This is a genomic window from Aliamphritea hakodatensis (assembly GCF_024347195.1).
Classification (GTDB): Bacteria; Pseudomonadota; Gammaproteobacteria; order Pseudomonadales; family Balneatricaceae; genus Amphritea; species Amphritea hakodatensis.
Genome location: NZ_AP025281.1, coordinates 140,769 through 159,763, shown reverse-complemented (window position 1 = coordinate 159,763; position 18,995 = coordinate 140,769). Strand labels below are relative to the sequence as shown.

The following is an 18,995-nucleotide window of genomic DNA, read 5'->3' as shown; positions in this document are numbered from 1 at the left end:
TTACGATAAATGAAATAATAGGCAGTCAGCTCATGGATCAGTTCCACCTTCTGAGGGTATTCAGTGCCGTTGCTGAACAGCAGGGATTCGCCGCCGCGGCCCGTCAGCTACGGATTTCCGCCCCGGCAGTTACCCGCGCCATAGGGCAGTTGGAAGAACATCTGGGAGCAAAACTGCTGGAACGTACCACCCGTCATGTACACCTGACGGATGTGGGCAGCCGGTATCTGGAAGATTCCCGTGCGGTGCTGGAACAGTTAGCACAGGCAGATCAGGCCGCTGCCGGCATCAATGCAGCGCCCCGCGGGCTACTCACCGTCACCGCTCCCAGCCTGTTTGGCCGCCGTTTTGTTGCGCCGCTGATGCTGGAATACCTGCGCCGTTATCCGGATGTCCAGGTTAATGAGCTGTTTGTGGACCGCCGGGTAAATCTGGTGGAGGAAGGCATTGATGTCGGCATCCGCATCGGCGATCTGCCGGACTCTAACCTGCGAGCCCGTCATGTAGGCACCGTCAGCCGGGTGCTGTGCGCCAGCCCCGCTTACCTGCAGGAGCACGGCAGCCCGCAAACCCTCAGTGAACTGCAGCAGCACAACCTGATAGATGCCAGCCCGTCACTGGACTGGCGTTTTCAGACCCGGGAAGGGCTTCGCACGCTGAACTTCCGCCCCCGCCTGAGCACTTCTGATAATGACACTGCCATCCATGCGGCCTGCGCCGGATTTGGCATTACCCGGGTGCTGTCCTATCAGGTGGCGGCTAAATTTGCCTCCGGCGAGCTGATCCGGTTATTGCCCGAATTTGAACCAGAGCCCTGGCCGGTCAATGTTATTCACCGGCAGGGGCCACAGGGTTCTGCCAAGGTGCGCAGCTGCGTGGATCTTCTGGCCGAGAACCTGCAACAGGCGCCCTGTCTGAAGGGCTGAAGTTTAAGGGAATATTTCGCGCTGCAGCTGTTGCAGAAAACCTTGCATATAGTCTGTCCGCCGCCGGGCTTCTGCTCTGGCGGCAGCGGTATTCATGGTATCCGCCAGCCGCAGTAACTTGGTGTAAAAATGATCCAGGGTAAATCGGCTATCATCCAGCGTCCGCTTTTCACAGAACGGGTCATCGGGCTGATAAAGAGCCCGCTGCAGCCCGGTACCCACCTGCAGAGTACGCACAACGCCTATGGCCCCCAGTGAATCCAGCCGGTCGGCATCCTGAACAATCTGCGCCTCCAGTGTTTCAGCACGGACGCCAGCACTGAAACTGTGAGCCTGAATAGCATGATGAATCGCATCATAATACGCCTGTGGATAACCGACCCCCTGCAGAAACTGGCAGGCTTTATCGGCGGCTTTCAGTGAGCTTTTGCGGCGTTCAGGGTGATCTTTCGGATAGGTAAAACAGTCATGCAGCCAGGCGGCGGGCATCACGACTTCAGCCTGTGCACCTTCCGCTTCGCAGAGCTGCCGGGCGGTCTTCACTACCCGCAGCACATGGTTAAAATCATGGGCGGTATCGGTGATCATTTCCGCCTGAATAAAGGCGGCAAACTGCGTTTCAAAGTCTGTCACTGGCTGTTGATTCATTATCTGATCCGGGGGTTTTCAGCATTATTCCTCACCGGGCAGCAGAAAACAAAAAGCCCGGTGCTCCTTACGGAGTACCGGGCAAAAACCTGTGTAGCACAGAACACAGGGGGTGAGCAGGAACAGTTACGGCTCAGCACAGCCGGCAACTGTTCGGGTCTTACCTGTTACATTTTCATCCGTTCGCCTTTCGGATCGTACAGACCGCGCAGCGAGGCAGTCGCACTGACCGGCTCCAACGCCACTTCGATCTCAAACTTCGCCGCCGCCAGAGCATCAGCGGTCAGGTTCGGCGCGTTTACGTAGCCCATGCCAATTGCACCGCCCACCGAGTGGCCGTACATGCCAGACGTCAGGTACCCCACCACATTACCGTCCATCAGAATTGGCTCGTTGTGATATAGCAGCGGCTCAGGGTCGTTCAGTTTGAACTGCACCAAACGGCGATCCGGCAGACCGGCAGCTTTCTGCGCCATAAAGGCTTCACGGCCGATAAAGTCGCTGGCATCCGGCTTGGCAGTAAAGCCAAGGCCGGCCTGAATCAGGTTATCTTCAGAGGCAATATCATGGCCCCAGTGACGGAAGCCTTTCTCCAGACGCAGACTGTTCAGGGCATGCAGGCCCACATTGCACAGTTCGTATTCCGCACCGGCCTGGTGGATCGCGTGGTAAACCTTTGCAGCATCTGCCGCCGGTACCATGATCTCCCAGCCCAGTTCACCTACATAGCTGATCCGCTGCAGCCAGACTTCCGCACCGGCCATCTGCGCATAGCGCCCGGTGCTGAAAATAAAGCCATCAGCACTCAGATCCGTTTCGGTAATTTTCTCCAGCACCTTACGGGCATTCGGGCCCTGTACTGACAGACAGGCAAACTGCTGGCTGACGTCGGTCAGCTGGCTCTCGCCCAGCAGATTACGCTTCAGATGCCACCAGTCACGGTTAAACGAACCGATACCGGTCGTGACCCAGAAGCGCTCAGCGCCCATCCGGGCAATGGTCAGGTCCGCCTCGATACCGCCGCGCTCGTTCAGCCACTGGGTATACACCAGCTTGCCTTCAGGCACGTCGATATCCGCACAGCTGAGACGCTGCAGCGTGGCCATGGCGTCTTTGCCGACCACTTCAAACTTACCGAACGAGGAAATATCGTACATACCCACGCTTTCACGGGTAGCCAGATGCTCGTCACGGTAGAAATCAAACCAGTTCTGGCGCTTGTAGCTGTATTCATATTCCGCTTTGGCGCCGTTACGGGCAAACCAGTTGGCCCGCTCATAACCGCCCACTTCACCGAAACAGGCACCGGCTTCAGCCAGTTCGTGATGCAGCGGTGAATGCTGGATATCCCGGGCGGTGTGGTACTGATAAAACGGCCAGTGCATGGCATAGGTATGGCCCAGTGCTTCCGGAATACGCTGTTCAACGTAGCTCTGAGTGCGCTGTACCGGGTGGTGACGGCGGACGTCACATTCGGTGATATCACCGGACGGATAGCCGTCGATGATCCAGTCAGCCATCAGTTTGCCCAGACCACCGCCGGCACCGATGCCTTTGGAGTTCAGGCCACAGGCAACGAAGAAGTTATCCACTTCCGGCGTCGGCCCCAATAAGTGCAGGTTATCGCTGGTGAAACTTTCAGGGCCGTTAAACCAGGTACGGATCCCCGCTTCACCGAAGTCCGGCATCGTTTCCATGCCGCGCATCAGATACTCTTCAATGTGATCCATCTCACACGGGAACTGATCGAAACAGAAATCTTCCTGAATGCGGCTCATCGGCAGGCCTTTGGCGTTATGCTCAAACCAGCCGACCAGTAACTTACCGGCGTCTTCCTTGAAGTAAACGCCTTTGTCGAAGTCCCGCAGCACCGGACGCTTGCTCATGGACTCCATTTCATCGGTCACCACGTAGTAGTGTTCGCAGGCATACAGGGGCAGATCCACACCGATTTTTGCGGCGATATCCCGTGACCACATACCGCCACAGAGAATCACCTGATCCGCACGGATTTCACCGGCGTCAGTTTTCACACCGACAGCCTTGCCATCTTCAACGATGATGTCGGTAACCTTGGTTTTCTCACGGATGTTGGCACCGCCCATTTTCGCGCCTTTTGCCAGCGCCATGGTGGTATCAATCGGGTTTGTCTGGCCGTCTTTTTCGATGTACAGGGTGCCCACCACGCCGTCGGTGTTAATGCCCGGATACAGCTCCGCCAGACGTTCGTTGTCGATCATTTCAGAATCCACACCGAATACCTTCGCCATGGATGCGGTCCGCTTGAGTTCTTCCAGACGTTCTTCAGAACGGGCAATGGACAGCGAGCCGATACGGGCATAACCGGTGGCCTGTCCGGTTTCTTCTTCCAGGCTGGCATAGAGTTCGTGGCTGTATTTCGCCAGATTGGTCAGGGTCGGGGTTGGCCACAGCATGCTCACCAGACCGGCAGCATGCCAGGTGGTACCGCAGGTCAGTTGCTGACGTTCAAGCAACACCACGTCGTTTACGCCACGCTTGGTCAGATGATAAGCAATAGAGGTGCCGACGATACCGCCACCGATAATTACCACTTCAGCCTTAGCCGGCAAAGGTGTCTGGGTTGTTTCTTCAGTCATTACGCAAATCCTGTTTTTATTGCTTTTATCTGACACCGGCCGGCGGTGAAAAACCTTGCCGTGCTGGCGACCTGCAGAGCCTGCTTTTCAGCAGTGGATAGCCGCCATCATGACACAGAGGAAAAACCTCTCACAATTGATAAATATCTTCTTTATGGTAAGTTTTATTACCATTAAACATTCTTCTTACCGAGCCGGTTTCAGTCATGGAAAAAGCCATCAACCACCGCAAGCTCCCCCCGCTGAAAACCCTCAGTGGCTTTGAGGCGACAGCCCGTTTACTGAGTTTTCGCAAAGCTGCTCAGGAACTTAACCTGAGCCACCCGGCGATCAGCCATCAGGTGCTTTCACTGGAAACAAATCTTGGGGTGAAGCTGTTCAACCGGAAAGGCCGGCAAATGGTACTCACCCCCGAAGGGGAGCGCTTTTATCCGATTGCCCGGCGGGCACTGGAAGAACTGATCAATGGCAGCGAAATGCTGCGCCGCAGCGCCGCCGTCAAACCGCTGAGAATTCAGACCTACATTTCGGTGTCGATTCGCTGGCTGTCGCACCGGCTGAGCCGTTTCCGGGCCGCCCACCCGGGCATTGAACTGCAACTGATTTCGAGCATTGAAGAGCAGGATTTTGACGAATCCAATGCGGATATCGGGCTGATTTTCAGCCGTACCGCCGCGCCATCCCATCTGGCATGGGAGCCGCTGATCCGGCCGGCACTGCGCCCGGTGTGCCATCCTTCACTGGTCAGCCATCAGACGGATCTGCAGCCAGAAGAGATACTGCAATACCCGCTTATCACGGTGACATCTGAACGCTGGCAGTGGCAGGACTGGTTTGAAGCGGCAGGCTTTTGTGCCTCGCAACCGAACCGGCCACTGAGTACAGACAGCACCGCCATTGCGCTGGAAATGGCGATGGACGGCGAAGGCATTGCCCTGCTGAACGGGCCGTTTGCGGATAAAGACTTAAAAGCCGGCCGGCTGATCCACCCCAGTGAACACGCGGTGAGTAATCTGGGGGAATGGGGGCTGACGTACCGGAAAGATACCCGGCCACAGCCGGATATTGAGGCGTTTGTCCGCTGGATGCTGCAGGATATCAGCGAGCATCCCTGATGGCGGACACGGTTTTTCAGAAACGCATTTGTGCACTGTGGAAACTGTTGTACAGCAACGCTGCCGGAATATCGCCCACCCGGGTTGCAACGGCCGCTTCAAGCGGGACCGCTTTTCCCTGACGCTCGGCCTTAGGCGTAATATGCATATGGGCTTTGTAGCATTTGCTAAAGTGCGCCGCCGACACAAACCCGCAGGCAGCCGCCACATCAATGATCGGCCGGGACGTTTGCTTGAGCAACTGACGGGCCGCCAGTAAACGCAGTTTGATGTAGTACTTTAGCGGTGTGCAATCCAGATGCTTCTTAAAGATCCGTTCCAGATGCCGGCGGGAAATGCCCACATAACCGGCCAGTTCTGTCAGGGATAACGGCTCTTCCAGATTGGTTTCCATCAGGGCGATAATCTCTGCCAGTTTCGGCTGGCTGAGTTTCACCGGGTCCGGCAGATGGACCGACTGTTCCATCATGGACGATTCAAACATCAGCGCCTCAGCCACCGACTGCGCCAGTTCCTGGCCCTGCTCATCGGCAATCCGGTTGATCATCAGTTCCAGCATCGCGCAGCCGCCAGCACAGCTGAACCGCTGACCACCGGTGGTAAACGGCTTCAGGGTAACCGCCACTCTTGGCCGTTCTTCCTGCAGCACTGTGGAAAACTCACGTTGCACACTGCAGCTCTGGCCATCATAGAAGCCGGCTTTTGCCAGTGCCACCACACCGCTGGCAACCCCGCCCAGCGAGACACCACCGGCGGCACAGCGCTGCAGGCGCGCCACCAGCATATTCGTCAGTTCAGGAACTTCGGAGCCGCCGACAACAATCAGCGTATCAATGGCTTTGCTGGCAATCAGCTCAGCAATGCTGAAGTCCGGTACGGTTGTTACGCCGGTGGATGCCCGGATCTTTTCACCGTCAACCGTCGCTGTGAAGTACTCATAGAGACTTTCTTCCGCAACCTGATTGGCTACTTCAAGCGGCTCAAGCGCAGATGTGAATGACAACATGCTGAAGCGGTCTAACAGCAAAAATCCGATCTTTTTTTGGCTCATTATTATTGTCTCCAAAAGTATCTTAATCCGACTATTTCTATCCGGGAGATAGCCGTCATTACGGCAGTGTAAGTTCCCTCTGCATAACACCTCCAAGGACAGGAAGTCTTATGCAGAAGCACTGTTTCCAGTGTCTTTCAGGGTGGTCAGAAACGGGAACAGCAGCGCTGTTCCCGTTCACAGACTCACTGCAATCAGCGCCGCTGATCAGACCCGCAGACGCTCGTTCTTCGGATCGTAGGCAGGCATCATCTCAACGTGGGCTTTACGCTCACCCAGAGAGGTTTCTACCATGACCTGCTGACCGGCAACGTTATGCTCAGGCTTCACATAGGCAAATGACAGGCTCTTACCGATACGGTGGCCGTAGCCGCCGCCGGTGGTCAGGCCGGTGATTTCACCGTCAACCCAGACCGCTTCGTTACCGAAACATTCCGCCGGAATATCATCATCAAACACCAGATAAGCATTCACCATTTCCAGCCCGTTCTGCTGACGCTCACGGATATTTTCAGCACCGATGAAGTCGCGGCTCAGATCCATGAAACGATCCATGCAGGCTTCTGCACCGGAAATTTCTTCAGTGAATTCATGGCCGTAAGCACGGTAGCCTTTTTCCATCCGCATAGAGTTCATGGCCATGCCACCGAAGTCACGCAGACCCAGCGCTGCACCGTTGTGGAACAGGGATTCATAAATAGAGACCACCTGCCAGGTCGGCATGTGCAGCTCCCAGCCCAGTTCGCCGGCGTAAGATACCCGCATCGCAAATACGTCGGCAGAGTCCACCTTGATCGTCCGGCAGGACAGCCACGGGAAACCGGCGTTGCTGATATCTTCTTCTTCGTCCAGGTGTTCCTGAAGAATTTCACGGGCCTTAGGACCGGTCAGTAACAGGCCACCCCAGGACTCGGTAATATCTTCGATGGTCACGTCGTAACCGTCTTTGTGCCATTCCATCCACTGGTAATCTTTCACCTGCGAGCCAATCGCGCCCATCAGAATGAAGTGATCTTCGGCAATCCGGCTGATGGTCTGTTCAGCCATGATGCCGCCATTTTCAGCGTGGAACAGGGTCAGAGTAATGCGACCGTCTTTCGCCGGCAGCTTGTTACAGGACAGCTTATCCAGGAAGGCAAATGCATCCGGACCTTTGACCACAAACTTCGCAGTACCGCTCAGGTCGGCAATACCACAGGCGTTCTGTACTGCGGCACATTCTTCTGCCACAGCGGCGTGTGCTTCACTGTGCGCCCAATTGTGGGTTTCGCCACGGATTTCATCAGTGGTGAACCAGGAAGGCTTCTCGTAGCCGGTATTCACCACATGCACGGCGCCTTTCTGTCCCAGCAGGGCGTGCATCGGGCTGACCCGCATCGGACGGCCATGCGGACGGTTATCGTTCGGCGCACCAAAGGAATACATACGCTCGTAAGATTCGATAGCACGGGTGATGCAGTAGTTCTTATCCGCCCAGGTATCAAACCGGCGGCTGTCCAGCGATGCCATGTTCAGTTCTGTCTGACCATGCACCATCCACTGCGCCAGATACTTACCGATGCCGCCCTGAGCAATACCGATAGAAGCACCACACAGGTTCCAGAAGTTCCGCAGCCCCTTCGCAGGACCCACCAGGAAGTTGTCATCCGGGGTGTGCGTGATCGCACCGTTGATAATGGTACGGATACCCACTTCGCTGAAGCCCGGCACCAGTTCCATACAACGTTCCAGGAACGGCATGATACGGACCAGATCGCCCGGGAACAGACCACGGTCGAAGTCCCAGTCCATGCCTTCCAGCGCCCACGGTTTGGCACCGGAGGTTTCATACGGACCGATCAGGAAACCATTACCTTCCTGACGGATGTAACTGGCCGCCCAGGAGTCACGGGTAACCGGCATTTCACGGGCCAGCTTGGCCACTTCAGGGTGATCATCCGTTACCAGGTACTGGTGTTCCAGATTCACGATTGGAATGTGTACACCCACCATGCGGCCAACTTCCGGTGCGAAACAGCCACCGGCGTTTACCACGTGCTCGGCAATGACCGTGCCTTTCTCAGTGATCACTTCGTATTCACCGCTTGGCAGCAGGTTGATATCAATGACCCGGTTGAAACGGGACACTTTGGCACCGTTTTCACGGGCCAGCTGGCCCAGCGGCATAACGATGGAGGTCGGATCGATGTGACCGTCATTCGGGGTGTACAGAATGCAGCGGGCATTATCGAAGTTCATCAGCGGATTCACTTCTTTGGCTTCTTCACGGCTGATGAAACGCATTTCACAGCCCACGTTACGGGAGCGGCTGATGATGTTACGGAACCACTGCTCTTCAACTTCGGTGTAACCTACCCGCAGGCTGCCTGTACGATGGAAGGTTGACGGCAGGCCGGTTTCCCGGGGAATGATCTCATCATAAAGCTTGATGGTGTATTCATGGATCTTCGACAGGGTGTGGTTACCGTTAAAATTCGGACACAGGCCCGCCGCGTGCCAGGTCGAGCCGGAGGTAAGCTCGCCCTTTTCGATCAACAGAACGTCGGTCCAGCCTTCTTTAGTCAGGTGATACATGAGGTTCACACCCAGTGAACCGCCGCCGACGATGACAACTCTTGCTGTTGACTGCATACAATTCTTCTCCTTAAATTCATGCCCTTTTAAAGGCAGAACGGCGACCGGCACCCGGGGTGCAGATCGCCATTAACAGGCAGTCTGGCTGCCTGCAGAATAATTAACGGCCCATTTCCGATGCCGGAATATGAATGGTGTAGCGCTCACGGATCGCCTGATCCACTTCATCACTGATGTGTTTCGGGAAATAGGTGCTGAGAATGGTGTTCTTCTTCTCTATGGCTTTTTCCAGCAGGACAGGCTTACCCTTTTCCTGCCAGACATTCGGGCTGTCACGGTCGCTGACCACCGGATAAATATATTCAGACTGCATCACCGACAGGGTCTGGCTGGAGCCCAGATAATGGCCCAGGTCATTCAGACAGACATCTTTCAGGGTATCAAAGCTCAGGGATGCCTCATCCACTTTAATGCCTTTGGTCATCCGCATACAGGCACCCAGCACATCGTTATCCATCAGATAAGATTCCGGGCAAACCCCCAGCAGACTGGCGTACATACCGGCAGACTCATATACAATGTTGGCACCGGCCATCGCCGCAGCAGACGCACCGTAACCCCGTTCTGCACCGGCCTGGAAGTCAGGGAATTTGGCGTCAGACATACCCGCCGCAGTACCGGTAGGCAGATCAAAATAGTTACCCATCTGCGCACAGGCCGCACACAGCAGGCCCTGCTCCGGCGAACCGCCACTCATGGCACCGGTACGCAGGTCACTGACAAACGGCCAGGTCCCCAGGATCGCCGGTGCACCCGGCTTAATGGCATTCACGTAGACCAGGCCACCCAGACATTCGGCCCAGGCCTGCGCCACAGCACCTGCCAGCATCGCCGGTGCGGTTGCACCTGCCTGACCGGCCGACAGCAGCAGAATCGGCATACCGCGCTCAACACCAACCCGCAGGCAGTCCAGAGACTCCTCGGCAAACTTCATCGGCGGTACCACGAAACAGTTAGACATGCTCACGAACGGGCGCGCCCGCCACTGGTCTTCACCGCCGGCAATAATTTCCAGCATATCGATGGTTTCATCAACGTGCTCAGCTTCCGTGAAGCTGGTACCCACGTGCTTGGTGGTGCCATGCACAGACAGGTACGTGGTGTTCAGATCCATTTCCCGCGGGCTGGCGATATCCCGCAGTACACAGGTACGCTGAAACATGTGGATGTGTTCACAGTTATCGACAATACGCGCCATGTCATAGAGATCTTTGGCGGTTGAATCACGGTATTCATTCTTCATCGGATCAGCGATCATTACCGCTGCACCGGCCGTCGAGAAGTGCACCCGCTGGCCACTTAAGTCCAGATCAAACTCAGGATCCTGAGCATGCAGGGTCAGGTTCCGGTTTGCCTTGCTCATGGCATCCTCGACCACGGCACGCGGAAAACGCAAACGCCCGTCCTCACCGACAATCGCGCCCACCTTGGTACACATCTCAACGCAGTGTGGCGTCGCCTGAGAAAAACCGATTTCCTCAAGAATCTTAAAAGCAGTTTCAGCAACCTGCTCCATTTCCGACTGTGTCAGCGGCTGAAACGTCCCGCCCAGTTCACCGGGCAGAACCGGCTTGGAATCTTTATCAAGCGGCTTACTGCGCAGCGCCAGCATCGCCTTCCTACCACCAGATCTACGTGCCATGATCACTCCTGATATCTAAACTTCTTATTATTTACGACCTGACAGGTCGCTTTTTAACTACTCTAAGGTCGTATTCGAGAAAATATTCCACCTTCACAGCTGAATTCACAATTGATATATTCTTACCCACGGATTAGATAATCTAATCCACAAGCACTTAACATAAGTCATTGATATAATGGCTAAAAAACGGTAGTACCAAATATGTTTGTCCAGAAATCAGCAGAAAGTTGATACAGCGCATACCCCCGGCAGGGAAAAAAACGGATACTTGCCGCACACCGGACAACTGTTTAATAAATAAACAGTCTGAAACACGTAAACTTCATAACAATTGGGAATAAAAACCGCCTATGGCCCGACGTCTCCCACCGCTGAACAGCATGAAAGCCTTTGAAGCAGCTTCCCGTCGTCTCAGCTTCACCCTGGCGGCGGAAGAACTGCACGTCACCCAGGCGGCCATCAGCCATCAGGTCAAGTCACTGGAAGAGTACTTGCAGACGCCCCTGTTCGTGCGTTATCCCCGTAAGCTGGAACTGACCGAACCCGGCGAAGAGCTGATGCACAAACTCAGCAAATGTTTTGATGAAATGGACGCGGCGATCAGTGGCCTGTTGCAGGAACATAACCGCCAGTCGCTGAAACTGCGGATGGGTTCCGCCTTCGCCGCCAAATGGATGTCGCCGCGCCTGCCAGAATTCAGCCAGCAGTACCCGGAAATTGATTTGTCCTTCAACTACTCACAGATCATTGCCGATTTCGATAATACCGATGTTGATGTCTGTATTACCTTTGGCAACGGTGAATGGCCCGGTCTGGAAGCGTATCCAATCATCCATCTGGATTTTTTCCCGGTCTGCAGCCCGGCGTTTATCCACCGCCACGGTGAGATCACCTCCCCCCACCAGTTCGCGGATCTGCCGCTGCTGCACGACCTTGATTACTACACCTGGACCCAGTGGCTGTTACAGGTCGGGGCGGATGGCGTAAACCCGCGCCGGGGCAGCATTCTGGATGACAGTAACGTACTGATGCAGGCGGCAATAGACGGTCAGGGGGTGGCCATGTGCTCCACGGCGCTGGTGTCAGATCATCTGGCGGCGGGGCATCTGGTGAGGTTATTTGATGATACCTTTATCAGCCGCTGGGCCTATCATCTGGCCTATCCAAGCAAAAACGCCAATAACCCCAGCATCGTCGCGTTCCGCGACTGGTTGCTGACCCATGCAAATCTGGAAATCTGAAAAAAATCCCGGGCAGGGAATTTGCCGACCTTAAAGAGCAGTTTCAGCAAACCCCAGGCAGGCCCGGGTGTATAAGATGTACAACAAATTGAAGTAGACAGCACAAAACGCCGTAACGGATTACGGTGCGCTCCGTACCTCATCATAAGCTACCGGAACCGGCGTCTCTTGCCTAACGAGTATTTCTTATAGATGCATATAGATTTTTAATAAGCTGTTGCTTAAGTACCCGCCAGCTGTGGCCTGCAGCGCTGCAAACCGGAACATTCCTGCCCCGCTAATTGCCTGCTCCGGCAACATCAGCCAAGTTTTTCAAGGCAGAAATCCATAAAACAGCGCACCTTCATCGGTACAAACTGCCGCTGTGGATAAACCAGGTAAAAGGGCGTGGCCGGCGGTGTAAATGCCGTCAGCAGAGCCTGCAACGTGCCGTTTTTCAGGTCTTCCCGTATCAGAAACTCCGGCAATAAACTGATCCCCAGATCCCCCAGCGCCGCAGTACGCGCCGCTTCCATACTGTTCACCGACAACCTGCCATTCACCCTGATGCTCAGAGGCTCGCCGGACAGAGATGCCAGCGCCCAGCGGCTGGAGCCATCATCACAGAACAGTACACAGCTGTGTGCCGGCAGATCCTCCGGTGACTGTAATGCCGGCGATTCAGCCAGATACGCCGGGGTGGCGCACAGCAGTGAAGACGACTCTCCCAGCTTTCGGGCCACCAGGCCGGAATCCTCCAGATGCGCCACAAAGCGCACCGCCAGATCACAGCCTTCCTCCACCAGATCAATCACCTGATTGGTTAAATGTAAGCTCACCGCCAGTTTGGGATAACGCTTCATAAACTCCGGCAGCAGCGGGGCAAGTATATTTTGCCCCAGCGCCAGCGGGGCCGTCACCCGCAGCCGGCCGGATGGCTGCGAGTGCAATGCCTGCGTGCTTTCCCGCATGGCGTCAAAGTCATCCAGCAGCGCTTCAGCCCTGAGCAGAAAGTTCTGCCCGGCCTCCGTTAAAGCTACTTTGCGGGTCGTCCGGGTGAACAGCCGCACCCCCAGATCACTTTCCAACTCTTTAACATAACGGCTGATCACCGACGCAGCGGTATTCAGATCCCGGGAAGCGGCGGAAAAACTTTCCCGCCGGGCTACCTGAAGGAAGGCACGGAGTGCTGAGATATGATCCATTATTCGAATTTCTCGATTAATTATTTGCCAGGACGGCCAATTATCATCATTTATGGATCAGTATAGAGTAATTCCCATGATGAACGACAACGCTTTAAGGAGTGAATCATGGAACAACGTTATCAACAGCAGATCGCCCACACCTACTACCTGACAACCGGCAGCCTGCGCCTGCTCGAAGCAGCACTGACAAAGGGGCCTAAGCAGACTGTCAGTGAACCGGAACACAAATGCTGTGCCAACGGGACTGCGAAATAACCGGCCATATACCGGCACGGGCAGTGCTTTGCCGCCCGTCAGAAAAGCAGGGGAAGGCGACACCTTCCCCTGATGAACCTCAGGATTTAAAGCCTATGGTTTTGATCTTCGGACGATTGTGGCCAAAAATGCCCGCCGGCGACTCAACCGGTACCCGCTTCACGACAGACAGGGTCTCAGCATCAATAATCACCAGTTCATTGCCCTGATATCCGGCACTGACATAAATGTATTTACCGTCATGGGTGAATTCAGGGAAATAGGCATGGCCGCCAATATCCATGGTTTTCACCACTTCCAGAGAATTCTTATCAATAAACTGTATGGCACTGTCTTCACCGCTGACAATATCGACCACCACGTAAGGTGAATCAGGATGTGCCGCCGGGGATTCCGTTGCCCCAATGGTAGGGATCTGTTTAATGACCTCAAACGTTTGCGCATCAAAGGCGGTCACCACCGTTTTATCGCACCCGGCGCCCCGGCCGATATTCGTGCCAAAACCAATGTCACGGCCGTTCACTTCAACAATGGCCCCGGAGCCCACATGGGGCTGACAGCCGGCCGGCACATTGCCCACCACCTTCTTCTGCTCGTAATCCACCGCCACCAGCTTATCGTCGACATAAGAAGCAACGATCATCTGTTTACCGTCCCGGGAGAGGAAAGAATCATGCAGATCCCGGCCGACATTCTTCACTCTGGTAACGGCGAAGTCAGGGGTATCCAGATCTACAATCCATACCTGATCCGCATGCTTAAGGGTGATGGCAAAATAATTGCCATAAGGGGTGGCGGTTATCCCTGTTGAGACGGAATCAACCATCTCCCCTTCGATATTCTCCCCCTTCAGCTCGAAGTACTTCACCGGCTCCAGCGTGTCAGCATCCAGAATCACCACGGTATACGGCACAAACGAACCGGTGGCGACATATTTGCCGTCGTAAGAGACCGCAATGGAAGGGCCGGTAAAACCGGCACGGATACTCCGTGTGGCCTGCATGGAATACAGATCAAGCTTGTACAGCCGGCCGCCGTCGGTCTTCAGATACGCCCAGCGCTCATCCGTTGGATGGTAATCAAGAATATGGGGGGCTTTATCAACGTCTATAGCACCCACAATCTCATGATTCTGGCCATTGAAGAACAGCACTCTGGCGTTTTCTCCGTCGGAGTAATAGCCCCGTTCCATCACCGCCATTAATGCAGCCAGATTTTCAACCGGATACACGGGGGCATCCGGCAGGCTGGTTTCATCTGCCACATACACTTCCAGCGAATTTTTAATATCCGCCATATCCCAGGACACATCCGGCACCGGCTCATTAATAATCAGTTCGGCAATGCCGGTAATCTCTTCTTTGGACAACCGGCCTTCCCACCGCGGCATCAGCGTGCCGGGAATACCGTAAGTGATCAGAGCCTCCAGCGCGGCCACCGGAAAGTTACCATGGCTGCTACTGTTCAGGGCAGGCCCGATGTATCCCGCCCGGTTCATGCCATGGCATGCACCGCACTTGTCTGCAAACAACTCTTCAGAGGTGCTGTTTTCCTGCGCCGCCACCAGCGAAAACTGTGACAACAATACCGCGCCGATCAAAAGTCTGCTCTTGTGTAATATATTTCCCATTATGTCTCACCTGTTTTTCTGTGATGTTTCACAGGCAAGGTATTTTCAGGACGGCACAGTTCATAGGTACACAGTTAAGCGGCGGTTTAGTAACACCCCGGCTGCCATGACCTGTATCAACGAAAGCCGCCGGTTTAAGCGTCACAGTGGCAGACGGGCCATTCTGGCCACCGCTTCGGTGATTTTTACTTCCGGCACTGCCGCATAGCCGAACAGCAACACCCTGTGGCTGATCCGGCTGTTATCTGCCGCAAGAGAAGCACAGTTTTTAATCGTATAGACTCCCACCCCCACCGCTTCAGACATCCGCTGTATGCTGTCTGCATCAGGAAACGTGTCCGGCAGGTGCCAGGCAAGGTGCATGCCTCCTTCGGTACCGGAAACCTCAGCTTCACCGAACCGCCGGGATAACTGACGGATCAGGGTTTCCTGCCGGTTGCGGTAGCGCTCACGGATCCGGTGCAGATGATGCAGGTAATCACCGCCTCTTATAAAATCCGCCATGGCCGCCTGATTCAGCCATGAATTGCCGTTATCCAGCTGGCTTTTCACGGTCCGTGCATGTTCAGCAATTTCAGCCGGCAGCACCAGATAGCCCAGCCGCAAGCCCGCCCCCATCGACTTGGAAAAGGTACCGGCGTAAATAACACACCCCCGGCTATCCAGCGACATCAGCGCAGGCAACGGGCTGGAGCCGTAACGAAAGTCAGCATCATAGTCATCTTCGAAGATGTAACAGTTATGCTGCCAGGCCCACGCCAGCAATTGCTGCCGCCGCGGGTAAGACAGGGTATACCCCGTGGGATACTGATGTGACGGGGTCACGTACGCCAGGCTGATGTCTCCGGGCGGTAACCGGCCGGCCTGCAGGCCGCCGGTATCTACCGGAACCGAATGCAGCCTTGCCCCGTAACTTTCAAACAGATAATACGCCCCGGTATAACAGGGCGATTCAACCAGCACCTCCGCGCCGGGACGCAGCAAAAGACGGGAAACCAGGCTCAGCCCTTCCTGAATGCCGTGGGTGATAATGATCTGCTCCGGACGGGCACGAAAACCGCGGGTCTGTGCCAGATGATCGGCAATGACCGCCCGCAGCTCATATAAACCGGCCGGGTCACCATAATTCACCAACTGCTGCCCGGCATGCTTCAGCCTGACATTCACCCTTCGTCGCCAGGCCTTCAGGGGAAAGCTGCCGGCATCGGGCCGGCCAAGCCAAAAATCGATATCAGGCACAGCGCTGTCATCCCGGACCACCATTTGCCGGCGTCCGGAAAATACCGGAGGCTGCCGGTCAGCCAGCCGCTCACAGCATTGTGCTCCTGCTCCGTCTTCTGCCGCTGGGGTCAGAATAAAATCCGCCGGTCTGCGATCCGACACATAGGTCCCCAGCCCCGGCTTGCGCTCAATAATGCCCTCCGAATGCAGCTCATCGTAGGCCAGCAGTACCGTATTCACCGAAACACCCAACTGTTTTGCCAGTTCGCGCACCGAAGGCAGGCGGGAGGCCGGCTTTAAACAACCATTGCCAATGCTGTCTCTCAGTTGGTTAATAATCTGCGATTGCAACGTCTCATCCGAACATCTGGAGATCCGGATGGGTAACTGAATATACATATCTGACTTCCCTGTTCAGAAACAATATGATGGCGTGTACCGTCAGCCTGCAGATAGCAAGCCGGTACAGAATCACCGCAGTGAAAACTGCCGAGGCCGCCATCCACAGTCATTCCCTGACCGGCTAACCGCCTCTGTACACCTGTGAAGATTATCGCACCGCCCGGACATTTATTCGTATACTCCTGAGGTCAGAACGCTGACTGGATAACAATTTCTTAACCCTGATCAATAAACCGCCCTCTGCACGGGCCTACTGTTTAAACAGGAGTATCTGCCGATGAATCAGTCCCGGATCGACACCAGCCTTCAGGCACTGGCCCTGCAGGACAGCGATATTGCCCGTGCCTTTGCCGAACTGGGTTCACCGCCACCCCGCAGCCGGCCGGCAGGGTTCAGAACCTTTCTGAATATCATTGTCAGCCAGCAGTTATCAACAGAATCCGCCGCGGCCATTATGGGCCGGGCGGAAATCTGAAATCTGACAATTTTCTCAACGAATATTTCTAACACTGCTTTAACTCTATACAACAACTCTAAGGTTTAGCGTCGACTGTCATTTTCTGCATTGCTCTATCATCTTACTTTTGAACAGGAAAAATTGTTTTTCATAGCCTACATTTGTTACGCCTACATCAGGTGATAACATCACTCCTACGGCTCGCAGTGCTGGAGTAACAGCTTAAAACCCCTGCGGGTCTGGCTGATAAATTAAGGATGATTAAATGGCTGTAATTGGTATTGATTTAGGCACCACTAACTCTCTGGCTGCAATCTGGCGCAATGGCGGCGTTGAAATAATCCCCAATGCTTTAGACGAAAAACTGACACCCTCAGTGGTAAGTGTTTCCTCCAAAGGAGAGCTCATCGTTGGCCGGGCAGCACAAAACAGGCTGGTCAGCCATCCGGACGTCACTGTCAGTCAATTTAAGCGGCTGATGGGCACAAATGAAAAGATTAATCTTGCGGGCCAGAGCTTCCTTCCCGAAGAGCTTTCGGCTCTGATTCTCAGACAACTTAAACAAGACGCTGAAGCCTGGCTCGGAGAAGAAATCAGCGAAGCCATCATTAGTGTGCCAGCTTATTTTAATGACAATCAACGCCGCGCAACCATTGCCGCAGCAACAATTGCAGGATTACACACAGAACGTTTAATTAACGAGCCCACAGCCGCAGCGATCGCTTATGGCATACATGAAACCGAAGATGAAGCTCAACTTGTTATCGTTGATTTAGGGGGCGGTACTCTGGACATCTCTATTTTGGAAAAATTTGATGATCTTCTGGAAGTACATGCCTGCTCCGGTGACAACTTTCTAGGCGGCGAAGATTTCACCCGGGCAGTTTCGACAGGTTTATGTCATAAATATGAGATTACGTTTGTAGAGCTGAGCGCTCAGGAAAAAAGCCTGCTAATCCGGCAATGTAACCAAGCTAAAGAAGCCTTAAGCGGTACTTCTCATGTGCAGTTCGAGCTGCAACTTCAAAACCGATTGGTGGCCATGACCATCAGCCGGGAGGAATTAATCAACTGGACTGCGCCTCTTATGGAGCGCTTTAACACCCCTCTTCAACGTGCAATCCGGGACGCAAAACTGAAACAAGACCAGGTCAGTGACGTTATTCTTGTTGGCGGTGCTTCCCGTATGACGACGGTTAAAAATCATGTTGGCCGAATATTTGGACGGATCCCGTCATGCACCCTAGATCCCGATCAGGTTGTCGTCATGGGAGTTTCCATCGTCGCCGCCTTAAAACACAAACAAAGCGATTTACAGGAAACGGTTCTCACAGACGTCTGCCCCTTCTCACTGGGAATAAATACTGTGCAGGAATTCCAGAGCGGCATTCAGTCTGGCTTTTATAACGTCATCATACAGCGTAACACTGTTATACCCGTCAGCCGTGTGAAAACCTACTCGACTATTGCTGATAAACAGACTTCCATGACATTCAGTATTTATCAGGGAGAAAACCGGCTAGTCAAAAACAACATCCTACTCGGTAAAATGGCCATCAGTGTCCCTTCTGCTCCCGCTGGGGAAGAAACTGTAGATATTCGCTTTACCTATAACGTCAACGGTATCCTGGAGGTCACGGCAAAAGTTATCAGTACCGGTCAAGAAAAAACCATGATTTTGCAAAACTCTGTTAATCAGCTTAGCGAGACAGAAATTCAGCAATCTCTCGAAAAAATAGCAGAATACAAAATTCACCCCCGGGAAAATGCCCGCAACCTTGCTGTGCTCAGCGAAGCCGAATGTATGTACAGTGAATTTCTGGATGAGCGCAGAAATGAAATTGAACATTTGATTTATCAGTTCGAGTACGCGATTGAAGGCCAGGACCCTGCAACGATTAAGTCCGTCAGGGAACAGGTCAGGCAACGCCTGAACGAAATAAAATCAGATTTAGTTTTCTAAAT

14 protein-coding genes are annotated in these 18,995 nt (G+C 54.2%); 6 read left to right on the top strand and 8 right to left on the bottom strand.

The window, feature by feature from the left end:
* Positions 1 to 32 precede the first annotated feature (32 nt).
* Complete coding sequence (locus PCI15_RS00680; protein ID WP_271272447.1) at positions 33 to 926, top strand: LysR family transcriptional regulator; 894 nt, start codon at positions 33 to 35, stop codon at positions 924 to 926.
* Between the two features lie 3 nt (positions 927 to 929).
* On the opposite strand, the gene PCI15_RS00675 is transcribed toward PCI15_RS00680, so the two are convergent.
* Complete coding sequence (locus tag PCI15_RS00675) at positions 930 to 1,574, bottom strand: HD domain-containing protein (RefSeq protein ID WP_271272446.1); 645 nt, start codon at positions 1,572 to 1,574, stop codon at positions 930 to 932.
* Between the two features lie 167 nt (positions 1,575 to 1,741).
* On the bottom strand, positions 1,742 to 4,192 hold the full coding sequence (locus PCI15_RS00670; RefSeq protein WP_271272445.1) for a GcvT family protein: 2,451 nt from the start codon (positions 4,190 to 4,192) through the stop codon (positions 1,742 to 1,744).
* Between the two features lie 206 nt (positions 4,193 to 4,398).
* Between PCI15_RS00670 and PCI15_RS00665 the strand changes: the two genes are divergently transcribed.
* On the top strand, positions 4,399 to 5,307 hold the full coding sequence (locus tag PCI15_RS00665; RefSeq protein WP_271272444.1) for a LysR substrate-binding domain-containing protein: 909 nt from the start codon (positions 4,399 to 4,401) through the stop codon (positions 5,305 to 5,307).
* A 16-nt stretch (positions 5,308 to 5,323) separates the two neighbouring features.
* Here PCI15_RS00665 and PCI15_RS00660 read toward each other — a convergent pair whose 3' ends face one another.
* The 3 genes from PCI15_RS00660 to PCI15_RS00650 form a co-directional block, all read right to left on the bottom strand.
* A complete protein-coding gene (locus PCI15_RS00660) occupies positions 5,324 to 6,358 on the bottom strand; it encodes a GlxA family transcriptional regulator (protein WP_271272443.1) in 1,035 nt (344 codons plus the stop codon).
* 207 nt (positions 6,359 to 6,565) lie between these two features.
* Positions 6,566 to 8,989 carry an FAD-dependent oxidoreductase gene (locus tag PCI15_RS00655; protein ID WP_271272442.1) on the bottom strand — a complete coding sequence of 808 codons (2,424 nt, stop codon included), beginning with the start codon at positions 8,987 to 8,989 and terminating at the stop codon, positions 6,566 to 6,568.
* Between the two features lie 103 nt (positions 8,990 to 9,092).
* Positions 9,093 to 10,634, bottom strand: coding sequence for a trimethylamine methyltransferase family protein (locus PCI15_RS00650; RefSeq protein ID WP_271272441.1), 1,542 nt, complete (start codon positions 10,632 to 10,634; stop codon positions 9,093 to 9,095).
* Positions 10,635 to 10,987: 353 nt separating this feature from the next.
* On the opposite strand from PCI15_RS00650, the gene gcvA reads away from it, so the two are divergent.
* Positions 10,988 to 11,878: a transcriptional regulator GcvA gene (gcvA, locus tag PCI15_RS00645; protein ID WP_271272440.1), complete on the top strand. Its 891-nt coding sequence runs from the start codon at positions 10,988 to 10,990 to the stop codon at positions 11,876 to 11,878.
* A gap of 299 nt (positions 11,879 to 12,177) precedes the next feature.
* Here the strand turns inward: gcvA and PCI15_RS00640 are convergent, their stop codons facing one another.
* On the bottom strand, positions 12,178 to 13,062 hold the full coding sequence (locus PCI15_RS00640) for a LysR family transcriptional regulator (RefSeq protein ID WP_271272439.1): 885 nt from the start codon (positions 13,060 to 13,062) through the stop codon (positions 12,178 to 12,180).
* Between the two features lie 108 nt (positions 13,063 to 13,170).
* Here PCI15_RS00640 and PCI15_RS00635 point away from each other — a divergent pair, with 108 nt between their 5' ends.
* A complete protein-coding gene (locus tag PCI15_RS00635) occupies positions 13,171 to 13,320 on the top strand; it encodes a hypothetical protein (RefSeq protein WP_271272438.1) in 150 nt (49 codons plus the stop codon).
* Between the two features lie 79 nt (positions 13,321 to 13,399).
* Here the strand turns inward: PCI15_RS00635 and PCI15_RS00630 are convergent, their stop codons facing one another.
* Both PCI15_RS00630 and pdxR read right to left on the bottom strand, forming a co-directional pair.
* Positions 13,400 to 14,950, bottom strand: a complete 1,551-nt coding sequence (locus tag PCI15_RS00630; RefSeq protein WP_271272437.1) for a cytochrome D1 domain-containing protein — start codon at positions 14,948 to 14,950, stop codon at positions 13,400 to 13,402.
* 141 nt (positions 14,951 to 15,091) lie between these two features.
* Positions 15,092 to 16,570 (bottom strand): MocR-like pyridoxine biosynthesis transcription factor PdxR, encoded by a 1,479-nt coding sequence (pdxR, locus tag PCI15_RS00625; protein ID WP_271272436.1) that lies wholly within the window; start codon positions 16,568 to 16,570, stop codon positions 15,092 to 15,094.
* Positions 16,571 to 16,850: 280 nt separating this feature from the next.
* On the opposite strand from pdxR, the gene PCI15_RS00620 reads away from it, so the two are divergent.
* Together PCI15_RS00620 and PCI15_RS00615 are read left to right on the top strand one after the other, a co-directional pair.
* Positions 16,851 to 17,048 (top strand): DNA glycosylase family protein, encoded by a 198-nt coding sequence (locus PCI15_RS00620; protein ID WP_271272435.1) that lies wholly within the window; start codon positions 16,851 to 16,853, stop codon positions 17,046 to 17,048.
* A 247-nt stretch (positions 17,049 to 17,295) separates the two neighbouring features.
* Complete coding sequence (locus PCI15_RS00615) at positions 17,296 to 18,993, top strand: Hsp70 family protein (RefSeq protein ID WP_271272434.1); 1,698 nt, start codon at positions 17,296 to 17,298, stop codon at positions 18,991 to 18,993.
* Positions 18,994 to 18,995 lie beyond the last annotated feature (2 nt).

Bases quoted from the DNA above. Each gene is read 5' to 3' on its own strand.
- PCI15_RS00680 (WP_271272447.1), top strand. From the start codon at position 33: ATGGATCAGTTCCACCTTCTGAGGGTATTCAGTGCCGTTGCTGAACAG.
- PCI15_RS00675 (WP_271272446.1), bottom strand. From the start codon at position 1,574: ATGAATCAACAGCCAGTGACAGACTTTGAAACGCAGTTTGCCGCCTTT.
- PCI15_RS00670 (WP_271272445.1), bottom strand. From the start codon at position 4,192: ATGACTGAAGAAACAACCCAGACACCTTTGCCGGCTAAGGCTGAAGTG.
- PCI15_RS00665 (WP_271272444.1), top strand. From the start codon at position 4,399: ATGGAAAAAGCCATCAACCACCGCAAGCTCCCCCCGCTGAAAACCCTC.
- PCI15_RS00660 (WP_271272443.1), bottom strand. From the start codon at position 6,358: ATGAGCCAAAAAAAGATCGGATTTTTGCTGTTAGACCGCTTCAGCATG.
- PCI15_RS00655 (WP_271272442.1), bottom strand. From the start codon at position 8,989: ATGCAGTCAACAGCAAGAGTTGTCATCGTCGGCGGCGGTTCACTGGGT.
- PCI15_RS00650 (WP_271272441.1), bottom strand. From the start codon at position 10,634: ATGGCACGTAGATCTGGTGGTAGGAAGGCGATGCTGGCGCTGCGCAGT.
- gcvA (WP_271272440.1), top strand. From the start codon at position 10,988: ATGGCCCGACGTCTCCCACCGCTGAACAGCATGAAAGCCTTTGAAGCA.
- PCI15_RS00640 (WP_271272439.1), bottom strand. From the start codon at position 13,062: ATGGATCATATCTCAGCACTCCGTGCCTTCCTTCAGGTAGCCCGGCGG.
- PCI15_RS00635 (WP_271272438.1), top strand. From the start codon at position 13,171: ATGGAACAACGTTATCAACAGCAGATCGCCCACACCTACTACCTGACA.
- PCI15_RS00630 (WP_271272437.1), bottom strand. From the start codon at position 14,950: ATGGGAAATATATTACACAAGAGCAGACTTTTGATCGGCGCGGTATTG.
- pdxR (WP_271272436.1), bottom strand. From the start codon at position 16,570: ATGTATATTCAGTTACCCATCCGGATCTCCAGATGTTCGGATGAGACG.
- PCI15_RS00620 (WP_271272435.1), top strand. From the start codon at position 16,851: ATGAATCAGTCCCGGATCGACACCAGCCTTCAGGCACTGGCCCTGCAG.
- PCI15_RS00615 (WP_271272434.1), top strand. From the start codon at position 17,296: ATGGCTGTAATTGGTATTGATTTAGGCACCACTAACTCTCTGGCTGCA.